Consider the following 20,205-nt stretch of genomic DNA (forward strand, 5'->3'; position numbering starts at 1 on the left):
GCCCTTTGCCGCTTTCCTCCCGCCTGCCTGGGCCGGCACCAGCCCTCCCGCCCGCCTCAGGCCAGCCCCAGCGCGAACACCGCGAACGCCGCCGCCAAGGTCCCCGCGATCGCCCGCCGGACCGCCGTGACCCCCGTCCACGGCGCCTCGAAACGGCGGGTCACCCGGCCGATGAGCACCAGCGCGACGGCGAAGACGGGCAGCCAGGCGACGCGGGCGAGAATCCAGCCCACCGTGTCCGGCGCCGTGGTGAGACCGGGCACGGCACCGGCGAAGGACGCGGGCACGGCCGCCGAGAACATCGCCGTCTGGTGCCAGCACAGCACCGTCATCGCACAGAGGTTGACGACGACCACCGGCGCCCAGAGGGCCGGGCGGCGCAGCAGCCGGGCGATGCGGTCGCGCAGCAGGACCGCCGCGCCGGACTGGGCCGCGGCCAGCGCGAGGACCAGCAGGGACGGCGGGTGGGAGTTCGTACGGTCCTGGCCCGGGACGCCGACCATGCTCGTCGGGTAGTGGAAGAAGACCAGCAGCGCCGCGAACAGCGCGGTCCCGCCGAGCAGCAGCGTCCACGCGGCACGCCGCCCGAGCCGCTGCTCGCCCCAGGACACGCCCAGTTGGTAGGCGAACATCCAGCCGGGCAGCAGATTGAGCACGCTCAGCCAGGACGGCATGGCGTCGGCGTACGGCCCGTACCGCAGGAAGTCGACCACGGCGACGGCGCCCAGCAGCGGCGCCGCGGCCCACGCGCCCATGCGGCGGGCCGCGCGGACGCAGTACGGGGTGAGCGCGGTGATGCCCGCGTAGACCCCGACGAACCACAGCGGCTGGATGACCAGCGTCGCCCCCGTACGGAGCGTGGGCTCGGGCACGCCGCACGCGGACAGGACGCAGACCAGCGCCGCCCAGACGGCGGTCACGCCGAGGACGGGGCGGCCCAGCCGGGCCAGGCGCGCCCGCAGCCAGTGCCCCGTCGACTCACCCCGCCCGGCCGCGCGGTGGAAGGACAGCACCGACGCGTACCCGCCGACCAGGAAGAAGATGCCGAGCATCTGGAGCACCCAACTGGCGGGCGCCAGGGCGGCGAAGCCGGACAGCGGGCTGGCGTTGTGCAGCGCGCCGTCGGCGTCGAGCGTGAAACCGCCGAGCAGCCAGTGACCGGTCGGTACGGCGAGCAGCGCGAGCGCGCGCAGACCGTCGATCGCGCGGTCGCGGTCGGCGGGCGTACGGCCCTCTATGGCGCGGACGGCCTTGCGGACGGGGGCCAGCAGCGGGGTCGGGAGCGGGGTGGCCATGGGGACCTCTCTTCGAGGTGGTCGGAAGGGCGGGAGGACTGGGCGGGCGGAAGCGCCGGCGCCCGTCAGCGCACCTGGTCGTAGCGGCCGAGCGCGATGTCGGCGAAGTTGCGCAGCGAGTCCGTGCCGGGCGCGAGGTAGCCGGTGTGTCCCTCGGCCGTCCGCGCCGGCACCCGGCGCGCGCCGAACTCCGGGTCGGTCGGGTCCGTACCGTGGCCCAGGCCCAGGAATTCGACGTGCGGCAGGTTGCCGATCCAGTCGGAGGCGTCACGGGCGGCCCACACCCGGGCGGTGGTGCGCAGCGCCGCCGCGCTGTCCGCCCGCATGCCGGGGGAGCCGAAGACGATCAGGTCGGAGATCCGCCCCGGCTCCAGGTGCGGTACGGCCAGGGCGCAGACGAGCGATCCGTAGCTGTGGCACAGCAGGGCGGGGGCCGGTACGCCGACCGCGGCCAGCCCGTCCAGGAAGCGGGCCAGGCGCGGGGCCCCGGCTTCCGCGAGCCGGCCGGTCGCGGCGTCCGGGCCGAGGCCGAGCGGGGTGGTGTAGCCGGTCCAGGCGATCGCGGCGGTACGGACGCCGGGCGCTTCGGCGGCCATCCGGGCCCGCAGCGACCTGGCCATGCCGGACGGCGTGCCGTACGGGTCGCGCGCCCGGTCGGCCGAGGACAGGTCGATGTCCGAGCCCGGCACGAACACGGACGTGCGCTGTGCCGTCGCCAGGTCCCCGAACACCTCGGCCACCTGGCCCCGGCCGCGCGGGTCGAAGGCGAGGATCCGGCGGCCGGGGCGGAGCAGTTCGGCGTAGCGGTCGGCCAGCCGGCGCGCTTCCTGGTGGTCCTGGACCGTTCCGGCGGGGTCGGTGGCGCGGGCGGTCTGGCGCTCGCGCTCGGCCTTCAGGGCGAGGGCGTTGGCGTGGTAGCGCAGGGCGAGCGGCGCGCCGTCGAGGTTGCCCACGGTCAGCGGGTGACGGGCCGCCAGCTCCCGCTGCCCGGCCTCGCTCAGCGTACGGAAGAAGCGGGCGACCTCGGCCGGGGTCGCGGTCGCCGGGTCGGGCAGCCGCTTGCCGACGGAGTGGTCCGCGCGCCAGGCCGCGGCGCCGGGCGCGGGCCCGGTGACGGCCTCCTGCGTCGAGCCCACCGCCCAGCCGCCGGTACCGCCGACGACCGCCGCCGCCAGCGCGACCGCTACGAGCGTGCGCCTACCGCGATGCGTGGACCGGCGCGGCTTGGACATGGTGGGGTCTCCCTCTTCCGTTGACGTGGCGGAGGGAAACGTAGGAAGCGGACGGGTGACGGCACGTCACACCGCGGAGCCAACTGCCCGCTGATACCGGGGTAGGGGGTCGGCGCCGCGCTCGTCCTCCAGCACGACCGGCCACCCGGAGGCGCCGTACGGGGGCTTTCCCCACCTTCACCCGCGCTGAGCAGGGTGGCGGTGGCGGGTGCGGGGGCGGGCGGGGTGAGGTGCTGGCAGCGGAGGGCGGGGGGCCGGTATGGGGTGGGGAGGTGAGACGTCGGTACGGGGTGGGGCGTCGGAGGCCGGTACGGGGTGGGCGTCGGACGTCGCTACGGGAGTGTGGCGGGGCGGGTACGGGAGCGGATGAGACGTCGGTCCGAAGTACGGGGCGGGGCACGCGAAAGGGCGGGAGCGCGTCGGCCGCCCGCGCTCCCGCCCGCCTCCTGGTCTCCGCCGCTCAGTTGGTTCCCGGCGACACCAGCCCCGACTCGTACGCGAAGATCACCGCCTGGGCGCGGTCCCGCAGCCCCAGCTTGGCCAGCACCCGGCCGATATGGGTCTTCACGGTCTGCTCGGCGAGCACCAGGGACTCGGCGATCTCCTGGTTGGACAGACCGCGGGCGATCAGCTCCAGCACCTCCGTCTCGCGCGGCGTCAGCCCGTTGAGCCGCAGCGCGGTGCGGTCCTTGCGGGGCGTGGGCCGCTGCCGGGCGAAGTCGGCGATCAGCCGCCGCGTCACGGACGGCGCGAGCAGCGCCTCGCCCGCCGCCACCACCCGCACCGCCGAGATCAGGTCGGCCGGCGGCGCGTCCTTGAGCAGGAACCCGGACGCCCCGGCGCGCAGCGCCTCGTACACGTAGTCGTCCACGTCGAACGTGGTGAGCATCAGCACCTTCGGCCGGTGCACCACACCGGCCGGCGGATCCAGCAGCTGCCGGGCCGCCTCCAGCCCGTCCATCTCCGGCATCCGGACGTCCATCAGCACCACGTCCGGGTGCGTGCGGCGGCTCAGTTCGACGCCCTGCACACCGTCCGGCGCGTCGCCGACGACGTCGATGTCGCTCTGCGCGGCGAGCAGCGCGGCGAAGCCTGCGCGCACCATGGCCTGGTCGTCGACGATGATCACCCGAGTGGTCATGCGGGGTTGTGGTCCTTTGCTGTTATGGGGAGCTGGGCGGCGACGCGGAAGCCGCCGTCGGGCAGGGGCCCGGTGTCCAGGGTGCCGTCCACCAGGCGTACGCGCTCGCGCATTCCGACCAGGCCGTGGCCGGTGCCGGAGGTCTCCAGCGGCTCGGCGGGGAGCGGCGGGGCGCCGTTGACGACCAGGACGGTCAGCAGACCGCCCTCCTCGTCGAGCCTGACCGACACACGGGTGTGCGCCCCCGGCGCGTGCCGTACGACGTTGGCCAGCGCCTCCTGCACGATGCGGTACGCCGACAGGTCGACCGCGGACGCCAGGGACACCGGCCCGTCGGGCAGCGTCAGCTCGACCGGCACCCCGGCCCGCACCGTCCCCTCGACCAGCTTCGGCACCTGCGCGAGGCCGGGCTGCGGCGCCTTCTCCGGGCCGCCGTGCCGCTCCGTCTCCTCGCTGCGCAGCACGCCCAGCAGCCGCCGCATCTCGGCCAGCGACTCCCGCGCGGTGGCCGCGATCGTGCTGAACTCCTCCTGGGCGGCTTCCGGGATGCCGCTGATGCGGTACGGCGCGCTGTCCGCCTGCACCGTGATCACCGACATGTGGTGGGCGACGACGTCGTGCAGCTCACGGGCGATACGGGTGCGCTCCTCCAGCAGCGTGCGCATGGCGCGCTCGGCCTCGCTGATGTTCTCCTGCTCGATCAGCTTGCGCTGCGCGGCCCCGCGCTCCCGGAGCGCGGCGCCCACCAGCAGCACGACGCCGGAGAGGGTGAACATCAGCACCCAGGTGCCGTCGCCGTGGTTCGGCCGGATCACCTCGAAGAAGACGCTCACCGCGCCGGTCGCGCCCCAGACGGCCATCAGCGTGCGGCGCCGCTCGCGCAGCGAGAGCGCCAGCATCAGGACCAGGTAGCCGACGATGACCGTGGGGGGCCAGGGCCAGGCGCGGTCGCCGGTGCCCGGCGCGAAGCCCAGCACGATGCCGCCGACGACATCCGCCGTGAAGATCACCCACCAGGCCTGGAGCGGCCGGGTCACCGCCAGCAGCAGTGGCACCGTCTGGGCGATGGCCAACGTGCCGGCCGGGCCGCCGCTGAGCCCGTAGTCGTTCATGAGCACGTTCACGGTCGAGGGCAGCAGCGAGACCATGAAGGTGAAGACGATCACGTACGGCAGCAGGCGCAGCCAGCGGTTCTGCACCTGTCCGAAGATCGGGGCGCCGGGGCCGGTCGGCGTACCGAGGTCTTCGGCCAGGGTGCGCAGTGCCTGCCGTCCGGTCCGCACGAGGCGGGCCCGGACGCGGCGCAGGTCGTCCGCGGGGCGCGGTGGTGTCGTCTTCATGGCCTGGTCAGCGTAAGCGGCGGCCGGGCGCCGGGGCGTCATACCCCGGGGTGGCCTTGGGCGTCATACCTCGGTACGGGGAGGCTTGGTGTCGTGTCCCGGTACGGAAAGGCGGGGGCGTCCTACCCCGGTAGGGACAGCGAGGCGCCTACCCCGGTACGGGAACGACGCACGCGACCGGCTGCCACGTGCGGCTGCTGCCCCCGCCGACTGCCTCCCTCTCGGCTCCCTCCTCGGCTGCCTCTCGGCTACAGCTCCGCTGCCTCTCGGCTACAGCTCCGCCAGCAGCTCGGCCTTCTTCGACGTGAACTCGGCGTCCGTCAGCAGCCCCGCCGTGTGCAGCTCGCCCAGCTGCCGTATCCGGTCCGCGATGTCGGCCGGATCGCGCCGGGCGTCGTCGCGGGGGCGCACCGGCCGCCGCGGCGCCGCGTCCCCCTCGGGAGCGGCGGCCCGTACGGCCTGGAGCACCGCGGCGGCGAACGGCAGCGACTCGTGCACCGGCCCGTACCCGAGCCCGAACACCACCGAGGCCGGGTCCTGGTCCGCCTCGCCGGGCCGCCGGTCCTCCGCGCCCCGCTCCACCAGCCGCAGGTACCCGTTGCCCGACAGCACCCCGGCGCCGCCCTCCGGCGAGCGCCACTCCACCCCGGCCAGTTCGCCGACCGGGAAACTCTGGTCGCCGCACTTCCACTTGGCCGACGAGGCACCCGTCCAGAACCAGCGGAACGCGACCGCGCTGCCGTCGAAGGACGCCTTGCCGTCGTACGCCTTGAAGGTCAGCGGTGGTGCCGGCGCGGTCACCAGGTGTTCCCCAGCGGGCCGTGCGGCGTCGGGTCCGAGCGCGCCGCGCAGCTCGTCCCGGTAGTACTCGGCCAGGACCTCGCGCTCGGCGGGCAGCACCAGACGGTAGGGGTCGAGATCTTCCTTGAGCTGGCCGGCCGCGGCCTCCATCAGCGGGTCGGCACCCGGCCGGGGCACCGCGCGCAGCACGACCGTGCCGCGCCTGCCCGGCGCCAGCTCGACGGACCTCAGCGCCTCGTACGGGACGCGCCGCTCGCCGAGCGCCTGGAAGAGCTTCGGCCTGCGGATCCCCCGTTCGAAGCGGATGAGCACGGAGTCCGTGTCGAACTCCCAGACGGCGTGAAAACCGGCCAGCACATCACCCATGCGGCTCATCGTAAGCGGCGGTCGCCCGCCCGTCCCCCTTCCGGACATCATGCGCTACGCGCGTCAAGCCGCTTTTGCCCCATGCCGCCCGCGAGCCCGGCGCGTCCGGAACGGGCGCCCCGCGGCTCCGGTATCCGGCACCGGGGTCCGGTTCGGTTCCGGGGGCCGGTTCGATTCCGGGGTCCGGTTCGGTTCCGGCGTCCGGTCCGGTCCCGGGTCCGGTCCGGCTCGCTCACGCAAGGTCGGCCGAGCAGTCCCGGTCCTGCGGGGCGCAGTCCACCGAGGAGACCGCGCCCACCCCGATCATCGCGAAGTTGCGCAGGCTCTGCGTGCCGGGCTCGAAGTACCCGGCGTGTCCCTCGGCGCCGCGGGCCGACAGCACCCGCGAGCCGAAGGCCGGGGTGACCGGGTCGGCGCCGTGGCCGAGCCCGCCGACCTCCAGGTACGGCACGTCCTGGATCCAGTCGTCGGCGTCCCGCATGGCCCAGACCCGGGCGTGCGTACCGAGTCCGGCGACGGTCTCCGACCGCATGCCGGGGCTGCCCGCCACCGCGATGTCGGTGACGGAGGACGGCAGCCGGTTGGCCGCGACGCCGCACACCACGGAGCCGTAGCTGTGGCACATCAGCGATACGGAGGCGCTCTTCGGCAGCGCCCGGACCAGCGAGTTCAGGCGTAGCGCGCCCTGCGCGGCGAGCTGCCCGGTGGCGGCGTCGACACCGAGCCCGGCGGGCGCGGTGTAGTCGGCCCAGGCGATCACGGCCGTACGGGCGTCGGCGCGGGCGGCACGCTCCGCGTCGTAGAGCGATCTGGCCATGCCGGCGGGCGCGCTCGTAGCGCGCGCCGTGCGCTCGAAGGTGGCCAGATTGGTGTCCACACCGGGCACCACCACCGAGACGCGGCGGGCGTGCCCCAGGTCACCGAAGACCTCGGCGGCCCGGCCGCCGCCGGCCGGGTCGAAGGCGAGAATCTGGCGGCCCGCGGTGCCCATCGACTCGAAACGGTGCATCAGCCGGCTCGCCTCCTGGCGGCCCACCGGCGTCAGCCGCCGGTCGTGCACCCGTTTCCGCGCCACCTCGCCCGCCTGCCGCAACGCCTTCTTGTTGGCCTCGTAGCGCAGATCGACGGGGGCGCCGCCCATGTTGCCCACCACCAGCGGGTAGCGGTCGGCGAGCGCGGCCCGGTCGGCGCCGCTGAGCGACCGGAAGAAGGCGGCGAGCGTGCCGGGCGCGGAACGGGTGTCCGGCAGCCGGTGCCCCCGGAAGGAGGCGTGGTCCCAGGCGGCCCGCGCGGTGGCCAGGGGGTTGGCGTCGTCCTTGTTGCCTCTGACGGCCGTCCAGCCGGTCATCGCGAGCATGACGAACACCACCACCAGGGCGAGTGCCGCACGCCAGGCGGTGGACTGAAGGAAACCGAAGGAGGGGGCACCGAGCCCCGAGAACGAAGAAGTCACCGCGGGCCACCCTAGGAGACGGGGCGGGGCGCCCGCTCAGTGCGTGAGTGATATCACGTTTCGGCCTGGGCATTTGGCTTCACAACGGACACGTCGTGGGGTGTTCCGACGCTCAGACGTGCAGAAACGTTCTCAGGCAGGGACTCGGGCGGGGGCTCAAGCAGGGACTCGGGCGGGGCTCGGGCGGTGGCTCAGGAGGGGGTCAGGCCGGGACTCGGGCGAGGGTGTGGAGATTGCGGGTACGGGGGCCGGGGGAGCGGCGGCCGGGGGTACGGCCGGGCCGCCGCGGCCAGTCGATTCACCGGCCGCTGTCACTCGCCGGGCCGCGTCACCCGCCCGAAGCCAGGCTCCTCACCGGCCGCGCCACTCGCCGCTCACGGCCGGGACGATCTGCGCGAGGTACTCCTCGGTGATCTCGCGGATCGACTCCACGCTCACGTCCTCGCCCTCGCCCCACACCTTCCCGGCGACGCGCATCACGCCGCTGAACGCCGCGACGACCACCCGCGGGCGCGGGTCCGTCGCGACGTCCACGCCCTCGCGCCGGGCGATGAGGCGGGCGATCTGCTCCTCCAGGATCGCGTAGCGGCGCCAGTGGGCGGAGACCAGCGCGGGCGTCGACTCGATCATCTGGTAGGTGCGCATGTGCAGTTCCAGCGGGATCACCGACTGGATCGCGCCGCCGATGTCGTCCCACGAGGACATCACGGCGTTGTGCAGCGCCTCCAGGGGCGCCTCGCCCTCCGGCCGCCGCTCCAGTTCCTCGGCGAAGCGCGCCTCCACCATCTCGTGGACGGCGAAGACGACCTCCTCCTTGCTCGCGAAGTAGCGGAAGAACGTGCGCTGCGAGACGTCGACGGCCTCGGCGATCTCGTCGATCGTCGTCTCTTCGTAGCCGTGCGCCGTGAACAGTTCGAGGGCGGAGCGGATCAGCGCGTCACGGGTGCGCTGCTTCTTGCGCTCGCGCAGGCCGCCGGCGGGGGCGGTGCCGGGCGATGCCGGGCGGGCGGAGGCAGGGCGGGCGGAGGCCGGGGCGCCGCTCGCGGAAAGGGCCGCTTCCCCGTCGTCCGGATCAGGGGTGCCGACGGCGTCCGGATCAGGGGCACCGGCGGGTTCAGGTCGTGTCACCTGCGGCGTGGAGGGGGTCATCCGGCGCCGCCTTTCTCGTTGTTGCCGCTGCTCAGAATACCTGTGAGCTAGATGACAGTTACCGACTCATGAATTGCTTTGTCAACTGTCAGTGGCTGACATTAGCCTCGAAGGATGAGCTCACAGACCCCGGTTGCCCACGCCGCGCCGGACCTTCCCGTACCGGAGCCTCGGAAGGGACTCCGGGGCCATCCGTGGCTGACCCTGTTCTCCGTCGCGATCGGCGTGATGATGGTGGCCCTCGACGGCACCATCGTCGCCATCGCCAACCCGGCCATCCAGGCGGACCTCAAGGCGTCCCTCGCCGACGTCCAGTGGATCACCAACGGCTATCTGCTGGCCCTCGCCGTCTCGCTGATCACGGCCGGCAAGCTCGGTGACCGCTTCGGCCACCGCCAGACCTTTCTCATAGGCGTGGTGGGCTTCGCGCTCGCCTCCGGAGCCATCGGCCTGTCCAGCGAGGTCTCGCTGGTCATCACCTTCCGCGTGCTTCAGGGGATCTTCGGCGCGCTGCTGATGCCCGCCGCCCTCGGACTGCTGCGGGCCTCCTTCCCGGCCGAGAAGCTCAACATGGCCATCGGCATCTGGGGCATGGTCATCGGCGCCTCCACCGCCGGCGGCCCGATCGTCGGCGGCCTGCTCGTGGAGCACGTCAACTGGCAGTCGGTGTTCTTCATCAACGTGCCGGTCGGTGTGCTCGCCCTCGTCCTGGGCCTGGTCATCCTCAAGGACCACCGCGCCCAGAACGCCCCGCGCTCCTTCGACATCCCCGGCATCGTGCTGCTCTCCGGTGCCATGTTCTGCCTCATCTGGGCCCTGATCAAGGCCGGTGAGTGGGGCTGGGGCGACGCGAAGACGCTGGGCTTCCTCGCCGCCGCGGTCGTGGTCTTCGCCGCCTTCGCGGTCCTGGAGACCAAGGTCCGCGAGCCGCTGATCCCGCTGCGGATGTTCCGTTCCGTGCCGCTGACGGCCGGTACGGTCCTGATGGTGCTGATGGCCTTCGCCTTCATGGGCGGCCTGTTCTTCGTCACCTTCTACCTGCAGAACGTGCACGGTCTGAGCCCGGTCGACAGCGGTCTGCACCTGCTGCCGCTCACCGCGATGATGATCGTCGGCTCGCCGGCCGCGGGCGCGCTGATCACCAAGTTCGGCCCGCGCATCCCGCTCGTCGGCGGCATGGTGTTCACCGCTGTCGCCATGTTCGGCATGACGACCCTGTCCACCGACACGGGCACGCTGACCATGTCGCTGTGGTTCGCGCTGCTCGGCCTGGGCCTGGCGCCGGTCATGGTCGGCGCCACCGAGGTCATCGTCGGCAACGCGCCGCTGGAGCTCTCCGGTGTGGCAGGCGGCCTCCAGCAGGCCGCCATGCAGGTCGGCGGCAGCCTCGGCACGGCCGTGCTCGGCGCCGTGATGTCCAGCAAGGTCAGCTCGGACTTCGCGGGCAACTGGACCAAGGCGGGTCTGCCGGGTGCTCCGGACCCGGCGCTGAAGGCCGCCGCCGAGGTCGGCGCGGTGCCGCCGCAGGTGGCCCAGGCCCCGGGCATGACGCCGCAGATCGTCGACCGGATCGGCACCGCGGTGCACGACACGTTCGTGTCCGGCATGGGCCTGGCCTTCACCGTCGCCTGCGCCGTGTCGGTCGTCGCGGCCGTCGTCGCGCTGTTCACCAAGCGCGGCGCGAACGCGGAGGCGGGCGCGGGCGTCGGACACATCTGACCGTCCGCCGTCCACCGTCGGCTCCATCCACCGTCCACCGTCCGCCATTCGCCGGACAACCGGGTCGCGTTGACGCGCGGCCGGCCGGGGCTCCCCGCCCGGGCCGGCCGCGCGTTTCGTTTCTCCACAGGCGCGCGGTCGCTCGTACGGGGCTGAGGTTGTCCGTACCCCTACGTACGCCGACCAGGCCGTACGCTCATGAAGCGCGTCAACCGGCGTCCGCGCGGAGCCCGTTGAACGCCGCGACGGCAGCGCATCGCCTGTCCGGGTGGACCGATCGGTGCCTGCCTGGCGCCCGCCGCCGCGCCCCGCCAAGCTCGGATCACCGACCCCGCGGCGGACAACCGCCCGCCGCGGCAGACCACTTCGTACTCCACGGGGGAGTGATCCACATGCGTACGGTCCGCACCGGCATCCTGATCGCGGGAGCCGCCGCACTGGCCGCCGCCCTCCTCGGCGTCCCGTCCGCGCACGGCACGCCGCAGGCACGGCCACGGGCCCATGCGGGCCCGGCTGCCGGGGACTGCGCCGCCGGCCAGTTCTGCCTCTGGCCGGGCCGCGGCTTCAGCGGCGAGCGGCAGGTCCACGAACTGGCCGACACCGACATCGAAAGCTGCGTCACGCTCCCCGCCGGGGCCCGCGCCGCCTCCTTCGCCAACCGCACCGGGCGGCCGGTGACCACGTACCAGAGCGCCGAGTGCCAGGAGACCGGGGAGTTCGACACCTACCCGGGCGGCGGCAGCTGGGTGCCCGAATCCCCCTACCAGGTGCGGGCGTTCAAAATCTGGGAGCACTGAGCGGGGGAGTGGGGGCGGCGACGCGGGGTACCCGGGTGGCGAGCCCGGACCACACGACCCTCGGGAGGGATGATGGCGGGCCTCGGACAGCACAGCCGTACGCGATGGCGTACCCACCCGCGCAAGACCCCCCGCTCACGGGGCCGGACGGGGCCTCGGAGCGGGCCGGACCGCGCGACGCTGGGCGTGATCGGACTCATCTGCGCGGTCGCCGGATTCTTCGTCCTGAGCATCGTTCTGGGACCGGTGGCCGTGCTCCTCGGATGGCTCGCGACGGGCCGCCGGTGGAGTGCCGGGAGCCAGGCGCTGCCGGCGCTGGTGGCTGTGGTCCTCGGTGCGATCGACACGGTGCTGGCGGTCATCCGGATCGCCGGCGTGATGGCCGGCTCCCCGGTCTGACCGACCGGCCCGAGCGGTAGCCGTACGCGATCACCCGCCCGTCACCGGGCTCCCCGGCGGCGGACGGGAACACCGGAAGAGCGAAGCGCGGCGCCCCCGGCCGGAGAGATCCGGCCGGGGGCGCCGCGCGGTGGCCGTACGAGCCGCTGTCGGTACGGGGACGCCTTATGCGTCGCCACCCGCCTCGCCGGCCTCGGCGGCCGCGACGTCCAGCAGCTGGTAGCGGTCGATCGCCTGCTTCAGCAGCGAACGGTCGACCTTGCCCTCCTTGGCCAGCTCGGTGAGCACGCCCAGCACGATCGACTGCGCGTCGATGTGGAAGTAGCGACGGGCCGCGCCCCGCGTGTCCGCGAAGCCGAAGCCGTCGGCGCCCAGCGACTGGTAGGTGCCCGGCACCCAGCGCGCGATCTGGTCCGGAACCGCCCGCATCCAGTCGGAGACGGCCACCTTCGGGCCCTCGGCGTCGGCCAGCTTCCGCGTCACGTACGGGACGCGCTGCTCCTCCTCCGGGTGGAGCAGGTTGTGCTCCTCGGCCTCCACCGCGTCGCGGCGCAGCTCGTTCCAGGAGGTCGCCGACCAGACGTCCGCCCTGACGTTCCACTCGTCGGCGAGGATCTGCTGCGCCTCCAGCGCCCACGGCACCGCCACACCGGAAGCGAGGATCTGGGCCGCGTGCTCGCCCTTCTCGCCCTGCTTGAAGCGGTACAGGCCCTTGAGGATGCCCTCGGCGTCCACGTCCGCCGGCTCGGCCGGGTGCTGGATCGGCTCGTTGTAGACGGTGAGGTAGTAGAAGACGTCCTCGCTGTTCTCGCCGTACATCCGGCGCAGACCGTCCTTGACGATGTGCGCGATCTCGTACCCGTACGCCGGGTCGTAGGCGACACACGCCGGGTTGGTCGAGGCGAGCAGCTGGGAGTGGCCGTCCGCGTGCTGGAGGCCCTCACCGGTCAGGGTCGTACGGCCGGCGGTCGCACCGAGCACGAAGCCGCGTGCGAGCTGGTCGGCCATCTGCCAGAACTGGTCACCGGTGCGCTGGAACCCGAACATCGAGTAGAAGACGTAGACCGGGATCAGCGGCTCGCCGTGCGTGGCGTAGGCGGAGCCCGCCGCGATCAGCGAGGCGGTGCAGCCGGCCTCGGTGATGCCGTCGTGCAGCATCTGGCCGGTCGGCGACTCCTTGTAGGCCAGCAGCAGTTCGCGGTCGACCGACTCGTAGATCTGGCCCAGCGGGTTGTAGATCTTCGCGGACGGGAAGAACGCGTCCATGCCGAAGGTGCGGTACTCGTCGGGCGCGATCGGCACGAAGCGCTTGCCGATCTCCTTGTCCCGCATGAGGTCCTTCAGGACCCGCACGAACGCCATGGTCGTGGCGATCTTCTGCTGGCCGGAGCCCTTCTTCGCGCCCGCGTACGCCTTGTCGTCCGGCAGCGCCAGCGGCTTGGCCCGCACGACGCGGGTCGGCACGTAACCGCCCAGCGACTTGCGGCGGTCGTGCATGTACTGGATCTCTTCGGAGTCGCGGCCCGGGTGGTAGTACGGCGGCAGGCCGTCCTCCAGGTCCTTGTCCGGGATCGGCAGGTGCAGCCGGTCGCGGAACATCTTCAGGTCGTCGACCGTCAGCTTCTTCATCTGGTGGGTCGCGTTGCGGCCCTCGAAGTTCGGGCCGAGCGTCCAGCCCTTGACGGTCTGCGCCAGGATCACCGTCGGCTGGCCCTTGTGGGCCTTGGCCGCCGCGTACGCCGCGTAGATCTTCTTGTGGTCGTGACCGCCGCGGCCCAGGTGCTGGATCTGGTGGTCGGTCATGTTCTCGACCATCGCGCGCAGGCGGTGGTCGTCGCCGAAGAAGTGCTCGCGGATGTAGGCGCCGGTCTCCGTCGCGTACGTCTGGAACTGGCCGTCCGGGGTCGTGTTCAGCTTGTTGACCAGGATGCCGTCGCGGTCCTGGGCCAGCAGCGGGTCCCAGCTGCGGTCCCACACCAGCTTGATCACGTTCCAGCCGGCGCCGCGGAACTGCGACTCCAGCTCCTGCATGATCTTGCCGTTGCCGCGGACCGGGCCGTCCAGGCGCTGGAGGTTGCAGTTGACCACGAAGGTCAGGTTGTCCAGGCCCTCGCGTGCGGCGATGGACAGCTGGCCGAGCGACTCCGGCTCGTCCATCTCGCCGTCGCCCAGGTAGGCCCACACGTGCGAGTCGGAGGTGTCGGCGATGCCGCGCGCCTCCATGTAGCGGTTCATCCGGGCCTGGTAGATCGCGCCGAGCGGGCCGAGGCCCATCGAGACGGTCGGGAACTCCCAGAAGTCCGGCATCAGCCGCGGGTGCGGGTAGCTGGACAGGCCGTTGGGGAACTTGGACTTCTCCTGGCGGAAGGCGTCCAGCTGGGCCTCGTTCAGGCGGTCCAGGAGGTAGGCGCGGGCGTACACGCCGGGCGAGGCGTGGCCCTGGAAGAAGATCTGGTCGCCGCCCTTGCCGTCGTCCTTGCCCCGGAAGAAGTGGTTGAAGCCCACGTCGTAGAGGGAGGCGGAGGACGCGAAGGTGGCGATGTGGCCGCCGACGCCGATACCGGGGCGCTGCGCACGGGAAACCATGACCGCGGCGTTCCACCGGGTGGCGTTCAGGATCTTGCGCTCGATCTCCTCGTTGCCGGGGAAGAACGGCTCGTCCTTGGTCGCGATGGTGTTGACGTAATCCGTGCTGCGCATCTCGGGCACGGCCACGCGCTTCTCGCGGGCACGCTCGATCAGGCGGAGCATGAGGTAGCGGGCACGTTCCCGGCCTCGCTCATCGACGGCTGCGTCGAGCGAGTCGAGCCATTCCTGGGTCTCTTCGGGATCGAAGTCCGGGACCTGGCTGGGAAGGCCGCCAATGATGATCGGGTTGCGATCGGATCCGGAAGCCACGCTGTTCCTTCGCTGTTCGGTATTGCTCTGCTTGGTGTCGCGCCGTCTTCCATCGTGTACCGGCTCGCCGGGATACGTCATCTCTACCGGTGGGTAACCACTCCCTAAGAGACGGGCGCTGAAAGGCCGGTTTTTCAGGTCGGCCAAATCGCAACCATACGCCCACGCCGAAACCGGCTGCCGTACGGTCGTGCGAACCCCGAAGAGAGGTCCGCCCGCGAGGCGGTGCCCCCCAAAGGGCGCAGTCCCCTCTCAAAACTACATAAAGAACACGAAACTGTGTGGGGTGAATCACTTCCCGTCGCGTGCGCGGGGTCGCAGTTGCGGCGAGACGGCGGTAAACGTCACCGTTTCGGCGGTCTCGGCCGCCGGGTACTTGCGCGATCCGCCCGGCCCGTGTGGACTACGCCCAATGCCTCGCGCGTGCGTGGGGTGCAAGCCATTTACCGAAACATGACAGGAGGCAATCCGTGAGCGCGACCGCGGACCACGCGGAGGAGCGGACCAACCCGGCCGTCAGGCTGGGGTTCGAGCCCGGACAGGTGGTCCAGGAGATCGGCTACGACGACGACGTCGAGCAGGAGCTCCGCGAAGCCATTGAGGCCGTGATCGGCCAGGAGATCGTTGACGAGGACTACGACGACGTCGCCGACGTCGTCGTGCTGTGGTTCCGCGATGACGACGGCGACCTCACGGACGCGCTGGTGGATGCCATCGGTCTGATCGACGAGGGCGGCGAGATCTGGCTGATGACGCCCAAGACCGGCCGGGACGGGTACGTCGAGCCGAGCGACATCAACGAAGCCGCACAGACCGCGGGCCTGACCCAGACCAGGAGCATCAACGCAGGCAAGGACTGGAGCGGCAGCCGCCTGGTCACCCCCAAGGGCGCCAAGTCCGGCAAGCGCTGAGCCGCGCCCCCACGATCCGTACCCAGCCCTCCGCCGGGTGATCCGGTGGGGGGCTCGGTGTGTGAGCGCCGGCGCGTAGGGTTGGCCGCAACCTGTTGGAATCCGCCGGAGCGGCCGTCGGCGGCGGTGCCCGTTCATACGCCGGGATCGGCGTCCGGGCACGGCGGCGCGCCCGCTCACGGCGTCTGCGAAGGGAACGGTCCCCATGGCGATCGAGGTCGGCACGAAGGCTCCGGATTTCGAGCTGAAGAACCAGCACGGCGAGCTGGTCAAGCTCTCCGACTTCCGCGGCGAGAAGGCCGTCGTCCTCCTCTTCTACCCGTTCGCCTTCACCGGTGTGTGCACCGGTGAGCTGTGCGCCCTGCGCGACGAGCTGCCGAAGTTCGTCAACGACGATGTTCAGCTGCTGGCCGTCTCCAACGACTCGCCCTTCTCGCTGCGCGTCTTCGCCGAGCAGGAGGGTCTGGAGTACCCGCTGCTGTCGGACTTCTGGCCGCACGGCGAGGCGTCGCGGGCGTACGGCGTCTTCGACGAGGAGAAGGGCTGCGCGGTGCGCGGGACCTTCATCATCGACAAGGAGGGCGTGGTGCGCTGGACGGTCGTCAACGGCCTGCCCGACGCCCGTGACCTCAACGACTACCTCAAGGCGCTCGACGCCCTCTGATCAGGGCGCGCGCCGGCCGGTCCGCGGGGCCGCGGCCGGTCCGGACCGCGACATCGCGACGCTGTCCGGGCCGGAACCTGTAATCGGTGGGAACTGGTCACTAGGATCAAAACGTTGATCCGATGCCATGCACGATGGGGGCGCAAAGCATTCGTACCCCTCGAACCCAAGGAGGACTCGTGGGAGTCAGCCTCAGCAAGGGCGGCAACGTCTCGCTGACGAAGGAAGCCCCCAATCTGACCGCGGTCGTCGTCGGTCTGGGCTGGGACGCCCGTACCACCACCGGTACGGACTTCGACCTGGACGCCAGCGCTCTGCTGACGAACGACCAGGGCAAGGTCGCCAACGACCAGAACTTCGTGTTCTTCAACAACCTGAAGAGCCCGGACGGCTCGGTCGAGCACACCGGCGACAACATCACCGGTGAGGGTGAGGGCGACGACGAGCAGATCAAGGTGAACCTGGCCGCGGTGCCGGCCGATGTCGCCAAGATCGTGTTCCCGGTGTCCATCTACGACGCCGAGAACCGCCAGCAGAGCTTCGGCCAGGTCCGCAACGCCTTCATCCGCGTCGTGAACCAGGCCGACGGCAACGAGCTCGCGCGCTACGACCTGAGCGAGGACGCCTCGACCGAGACCGCCATGGTCTTCGGCGAGCTGTACCGCAACGGCGCGGAGTGGAAGTTCCGTGCCATCGGTCAGGGCTACGCCTCGGGCCTGCGCGGCATCGCGCAGGACTTCGGCGTCAACGTCTGACCGGAGTCACCTTCCGCGCCCGGCGCCGTACACCCCTGTCCCGGGGCGTACGGCGCCGGGCGTGCTTGAAGCCCGTACGCGCTCCGTACGGGACGCGGACCCCGGACAGCGGCGTGCGCGCACCGCGCACGGTCCAGACGTGCGCCGTAAGGGCGTCGTATCCGGGTCCGTGTCCGCCTCGTACGGACGGCGTACGGACCTGTAGAAAGCCGTGGGTCACCGCGGTACCACCGTCACCGGGGAGGATGCGAACACCATGGGCGTCACGCTCGCAAAGGGAGGCAACGTCTCCCTCTCCAAGGCAGCGCCGAATCTCACGCAGGTCATGGTCGGCCTGGGCTGGGACGCGCGCTCGACCACGGGAGCGCCGTTCGACCTGGACGCCAGCGCACTGCTGTGCAGGTCGGGGCGGGTGCTCGGGGACGAGTACTTCGTCTTCTACAACAACCTCAAGAGCCCGGACGGCTCGGTCGAACACACCGGCGACAATCTCACCGGTGAGGGCGAGGGGGACGACGAGTCGATTCTCGTCGACCTGAGCAAGGTCCCCGCCGAGGTCGACAAGATCGTATTTCCGGTCTCGATCCACGAGGCGGATCTGCGCGGCCAGAGCTTCGGCCAGGTCAGCAACGCTTTCATCCGGGTCGTCAATCAGGCGGACGGCAGCGAGCTGGCGCGTTACGACCTCAGCGAGGACGCTTCCAGCGAAACGGCGATGATCTTCGGCGAGGTCTACCGGTACAGCGGTGAATGGAAGTTCCGCGCGGTGGGCCAGGGGTACGCGTCGGGGTTGCGCGGCATCGCTCTAGACTTCGGGGTCAACGTTTCGTAAAGGCGCCGCGCGCCCAGCGCGGGGGACCCCACACAGCGAGGGATTGGGTTAGGCAGTGCTCCTGAGAACCTTTGGCTGGTCGTTCGCCATCACGGCGGCGGGCCTGGCCTTGGCCGGCGTCCTCTGGGGGTGGCAGGGGCTAGCGATCGTCGGCATCCTGTCGATCCTGGAGATCTCGCTCTCGTTCGACAACGCGGTCATCAACGCCGGCATTCTGCGCAAGATGAACGCCTTCTGGCAGAAGATCTTCCTGACCGTCGGCATTCTGATCGCCGTCTTCGGCATGCGCCTGGTCTTCCCGGTGGTCATCGTCGCGATCACCGCGAAGATGGGGCCGATCGAGGCCGTCAACCTGGCGATCAACGACAAGCCGCAGTACGAGCACCTGGTCACGGCGGCCCACCCGGCCATCGCGGCCTTCGGCGGCATGTTCCTGCTGATGATCTTCCTCGACTTCATCTTCGAGGAGCGCGAGCACAAGTGGCTGGGCTGGCTGGAGCGGCCGCTCGCCAAAATGGGCAAGCTGGACATGCTGTCCGTCATCATCGCGCTGGTCGTCCTGCTGGTCTCGGCCATGACGGTGGCCACCGACGTCGCGCACGGCGGCGGTGACAAGAGCGCGACGGTACTGCTCTCCGGCGTCGCCGGCCTGCTCACGTATCTGGTCGTGGGCGGCATCTCCGGCTACTTCGAGGACAAGCTGGAGGAGGCCGAGGACGACGAGGACGACGACGCCCCGGCGGCGAAGGCGCCCGTGCCGTCCGGCGCCGCCGGCTCGAACGGCGCGGCCTCGAAGAGCTCGGTCTCGGGCGTGGGGCTGGCCGGCAAGGCCGCGTTCTTCATGTTCCTCTACCTGGAGGTCATCGACGCGTCGTTCTCCTTCGACGGCGTCATCGGCGCCTTCGCCGTCACCAACGACATCTTCGAGATGGCGCTGGGTCTCGGCATCGGCGCGATGTACATCCGTTCTCTGACGGTCTTCCTGGTCCGCAAGGGAACCCTGGACGACTACGTCTACCTGGAGCACGGCGCGCACTACGCCATCGGCGCGCTGGCGGTCATCCTGCTCGCCTCGATCAAGTACGAGATCCCCGAGGTCGTCACCGGCCTGGTCGGAGTCGGCCTGATCGTGCTGTCGTTCTGGTCGTCCGTGCGCAAGAACCGGCTGGAAGGCAAGACCGGGCAGGACTCCCGGGCAGAGCCGGAAGTCACCTCCGGAGTGTGACGAGGGGCTGATTGAGGAACGCTCTCTGCGGGGCGGCCATGGAGTGCTCACTCCATGGCCGCCCCGCGGCCGTACCGGGCCACGGGGCGGCCGGGCACGGCGGAAGCAGGCAGCAAGTCGGGCCGTGGGCCATCGGGGCGGGCGGCCTTCGAGTCGGATCGATGGGGTGGGGCAAGGTGTCGTTCTTCGACAGTTGGCGGCGGGGCGGGGCGCCGAAGTTCGAAGCCGGTGGCGCGTCGTACGTGGTCGAGTTGACCAAGCGCAACCCGATGGTCTCGTTGACGAAGCAGGGCGCGGCCTCCGGGCACCTGCGGGTCAATCTGTCGTGGCAGATGCGCACGACCGACATCGGCATGCGCGGCTCGCAGCGCGGCGGCAGCCTGCTGCGCAACCCCGGCAAGATGTTCAAGCCGGAGGTGGTGCAGGCGCAGGGGCCGGCGGTGGTCAAGATCGACCTGGACCTGGCCTGCCTGTACGAGCTCAAGGACGGCACCAAGGGCGTGGTGCAGCCGCTGGGGAACTTCCTCGGTGACATCAACGCCGCGCCGTATGTGAAGCTCAGCGGCGACGACCGGTTCGGCTCGCCCTCCGGCGAAACGCTCTACATCAACCTCGACCACCGCGACGAGATCAAGCGCCTGCTGATCTTCGTCTACATCTACGACGGCACCCCGGCGTTCGACCGCACCCACGCCGTCGTGACGCTCTACCCGAGCAACGGCCCCCGGGTGGAGATCAGCCTCGACGAACGGGCCCCCCAGGCCCGCTCCTGCGCCATCTTCATGCTGGAGAACAACAAGGGCGACTTGACCGTCCGCCGCGAGGTCAAATACGTCTACGGCTTCCAGTCCGAACTGGACCGCCTGTACGGCTGGGGCCTCCAGTGGGGGCGGGGGTACAAGTCGAAGGTCTGAGGGACCGGTCCGGGGCGGCGGTGCGGGGGAAACGTCACGGCCGGGTGTTCTGACGGGGCTGGCGGGGGCTGGTGGGGGCTGGCGGGGTGCCTGCCCCTGGGGTGAGGCTCGGGCTGTTCCGGGTGGGGCATGGACTGCCGGTGGCGGGGCGCCGGGGATACGTCATGGCTGAGGGCCATTGACGTGGTTCGGCGGGGAGCCCTGCCCCTGGGGCGGCGGCCGGGCTGTCCCGTCTGGGGTAGCGATCCGGACGCCTGCGTACCGGCTGGTGTTTGCGTACCGGCTGGTGTTTGCGCGCGTGCCCGTGCGCGTGC

Annotated in this window: 17 protein-coding genes; 9 read left to right on the top strand and 8 right to left on the bottom strand. The window is 71.3% G+C overall.

What is annotated here, in order from left to right:
- Positions 1 to 56: 56 nt before the first annotated feature.
- The 7 genes from CP973_RS09140 to CP973_RS09170 all read right to left on the bottom strand — a co-directional run bounded on the left by CP973_RS09140 (position 57) and on the right by CP973_RS09170 (position 8,777).
- On the bottom strand, positions 57 to 1,295 hold the full coding sequence (locus CP973_RS09140) for an acyltransferase family protein (RefSeq protein WP_150239150.1): 1,239 nt from the start codon (positions 1,293 to 1,295) through the stop codon (positions 57 to 59).
- Positions 1,296 to 1,360: 65 nt separating this feature from the next.
- Positions 1,361 to 2,527 carry an alpha/beta hydrolase gene (locus CP973_RS09145; protein ID WP_150239152.1) on the bottom strand — a complete coding sequence of 389 codons (1,167 nt, stop codon included), beginning with the start codon at positions 2,525 to 2,527 and terminating at the stop codon, positions 1,361 to 1,363.
- A gap of 460 nt (positions 2,528 to 2,987) precedes the next feature.
- On the bottom strand, positions 2,988 to 3,668 hold the full coding sequence (locus CP973_RS09150) for a response regulator (protein ID WP_150239154.1): 681 nt from the start codon (positions 3,666 to 3,668) through the stop codon (positions 2,988 to 2,990).
- Positions 3,665 to 5,008 carry a sensor histidine kinase gene (locus tag CP973_RS09155; protein ID WP_150239156.1) on the bottom strand — a complete coding sequence of 448 codons (1,344 nt, stop codon included), beginning with the start codon at positions 5,006 to 5,008 and terminating at the stop codon, positions 3,665 to 3,667. Before CP973_RS09155 ends, CP973_RS09150 begins: the two co-directional genes overlap by 4 nt.
- A 270-nt stretch (positions 5,009 to 5,278) precedes the next feature.
- Positions 5,279 to 6,175 (bottom strand): DUF4429 domain-containing protein, encoded by an 897-nt coding sequence (locus CP973_RS09160; RefSeq protein WP_150239158.1) that lies wholly within the window; start codon positions 6,173 to 6,175, stop codon positions 5,279 to 5,281.
- 232 nt (positions 6,176 to 6,407) lie between these two features.
- On the bottom strand, positions 6,408 to 7,628 hold the full coding sequence (locus CP973_RS09165) for an alpha/beta hydrolase (RefSeq protein ID WP_150239160.1): 1,221 nt from the start codon (positions 7,626 to 7,628) through the stop codon (positions 6,408 to 6,410).
- A gap of 351 nt (positions 7,629 to 7,979) precedes the next feature.
- The gene (locus CP973_RS09170) at positions 7,980 to 8,777 is read right to left on the bottom strand and encodes a TetR family transcriptional regulator (protein WP_244409348.1); all 798 of its coding nucleotides are present in this window, start codon (positions 8,775 to 8,777) and stop codon (positions 7,980 to 7,982) included.
- Positions 8,778 to 8,891: 114 nt separating this feature from the next.
- On the opposite strand from CP973_RS09170, the gene CP973_RS09180 reads away from it, so the two are divergent.
- The 3 genes from CP973_RS09180 (at position 8,892) to CP973_RS09190 (ending at position 11,692) form a co-directional block, all read left to right on the top strand.
- On the top strand, positions 8,892 to 10,496 hold the full coding sequence (locus CP973_RS09180) for an MFS transporter (protein WP_150239162.1): 1,605 nt from the start codon (positions 8,892 to 8,894) through the stop codon (positions 10,494 to 10,496).
- Between the two features lie 392 nt (positions 10,497 to 10,888).
- A complete protein-coding gene (locus CP973_RS09185) occupies positions 10,889 to 11,293 on the top strand; it encodes a peptidase inhibitor family I36 protein (protein WP_150239164.1) in 405 nt (134 codons plus the stop codon).
- 69 nt (positions 11,294 to 11,362) lie between these two features.
- A complete protein-coding gene (locus CP973_RS09190; RefSeq protein ID WP_150239166.1) occupies positions 11,363 to 11,692 on the top strand; it encodes a small hydrophobic protein in 330 nt (109 codons plus the stop codon).
- A gap of 165 nt (positions 11,693 to 11,857) precedes the next feature.
- Here CP973_RS09190 and aceE read toward each other — a convergent pair whose 3' ends face one another.
- Entirely contained in the window at positions 11,858 to 14,590 is a 2,733-nt protein-coding gene (gene aceE / locus CP973_RS09195) for a pyruvate dehydrogenase (acetyl-transferring), homodimeric type (protein WP_150239168.1), read from the bottom strand.
- A gap of 470 nt (positions 14,591 to 15,060) precedes the next feature.
- Between aceE and CP973_RS09200 the strand changes: the two genes are divergently transcribed.
- From CP973_RS09200 to CP973_RS09225, 6 genes are all read left to right on the top strand, one after another.
- Complete coding sequence (locus tag CP973_RS09200; RefSeq protein ID WP_150239170.1) at positions 15,061 to 15,501, top strand: DUF3052 domain-containing protein; 441 nt, start codon at positions 15,061 to 15,063, stop codon at positions 15,499 to 15,501.
- Between the two features lie 205 nt (positions 15,502 to 15,706).
- Positions 15,707 to 16,165 (top strand): peroxiredoxin, encoded by a 459-nt coding sequence (locus tag CP973_RS09205; protein ID WP_150239172.1) that lies wholly within the window; start codon positions 15,707 to 15,709, stop codon positions 16,163 to 16,165.
- 179 nt (positions 16,166 to 16,344) lie between these two features.
- On the top strand, positions 16,345 to 16,920 hold the full coding sequence (locus CP973_RS09210) for a TerD family protein (protein WP_030597448.1): 576 nt from the start codon (positions 16,345 to 16,347) through the stop codon (positions 16,918 to 16,920).
- A gap of 256 nt (positions 16,921 to 17,176) precedes the next feature.
- On the top strand, positions 17,177 to 17,752 hold the full coding sequence (locus CP973_RS09215) for a TerD family protein (protein WP_003979714.1): 576 nt from the start codon (positions 17,177 to 17,179) through the stop codon (positions 17,750 to 17,752).
- A 55-nt stretch (positions 17,753 to 17,807) separates the two neighbouring features.
- Complete coding sequence (locus CP973_RS09220) at positions 17,808 to 18,977, top strand: DUF475 domain-containing protein (RefSeq protein ID WP_150239174.1); 1,170 nt, start codon at positions 17,808 to 17,810, stop codon at positions 18,975 to 18,977.
- A 161-nt stretch (positions 18,978 to 19,138) separates the two neighbouring features.
- Positions 19,139 to 19,891 (top strand): TerD family protein, encoded by a 753-nt coding sequence (locus CP973_RS09225; RefSeq protein WP_244409349.1) that lies wholly within the window; start codon positions 19,139 to 19,141, stop codon positions 19,889 to 19,891.
- Positions 19,892 to 20,205 lie beyond the last annotated feature (314 nt).

The organism is Streptomyces albofaciens JCM 4342 (genome assembly GCF_008634025.1).
Lineage (GTDB): Bacteria > Actinomycetota > Actinomycetes > Streptomycetales > Streptomycetaceae > Streptomyces > Streptomyces albofaciens.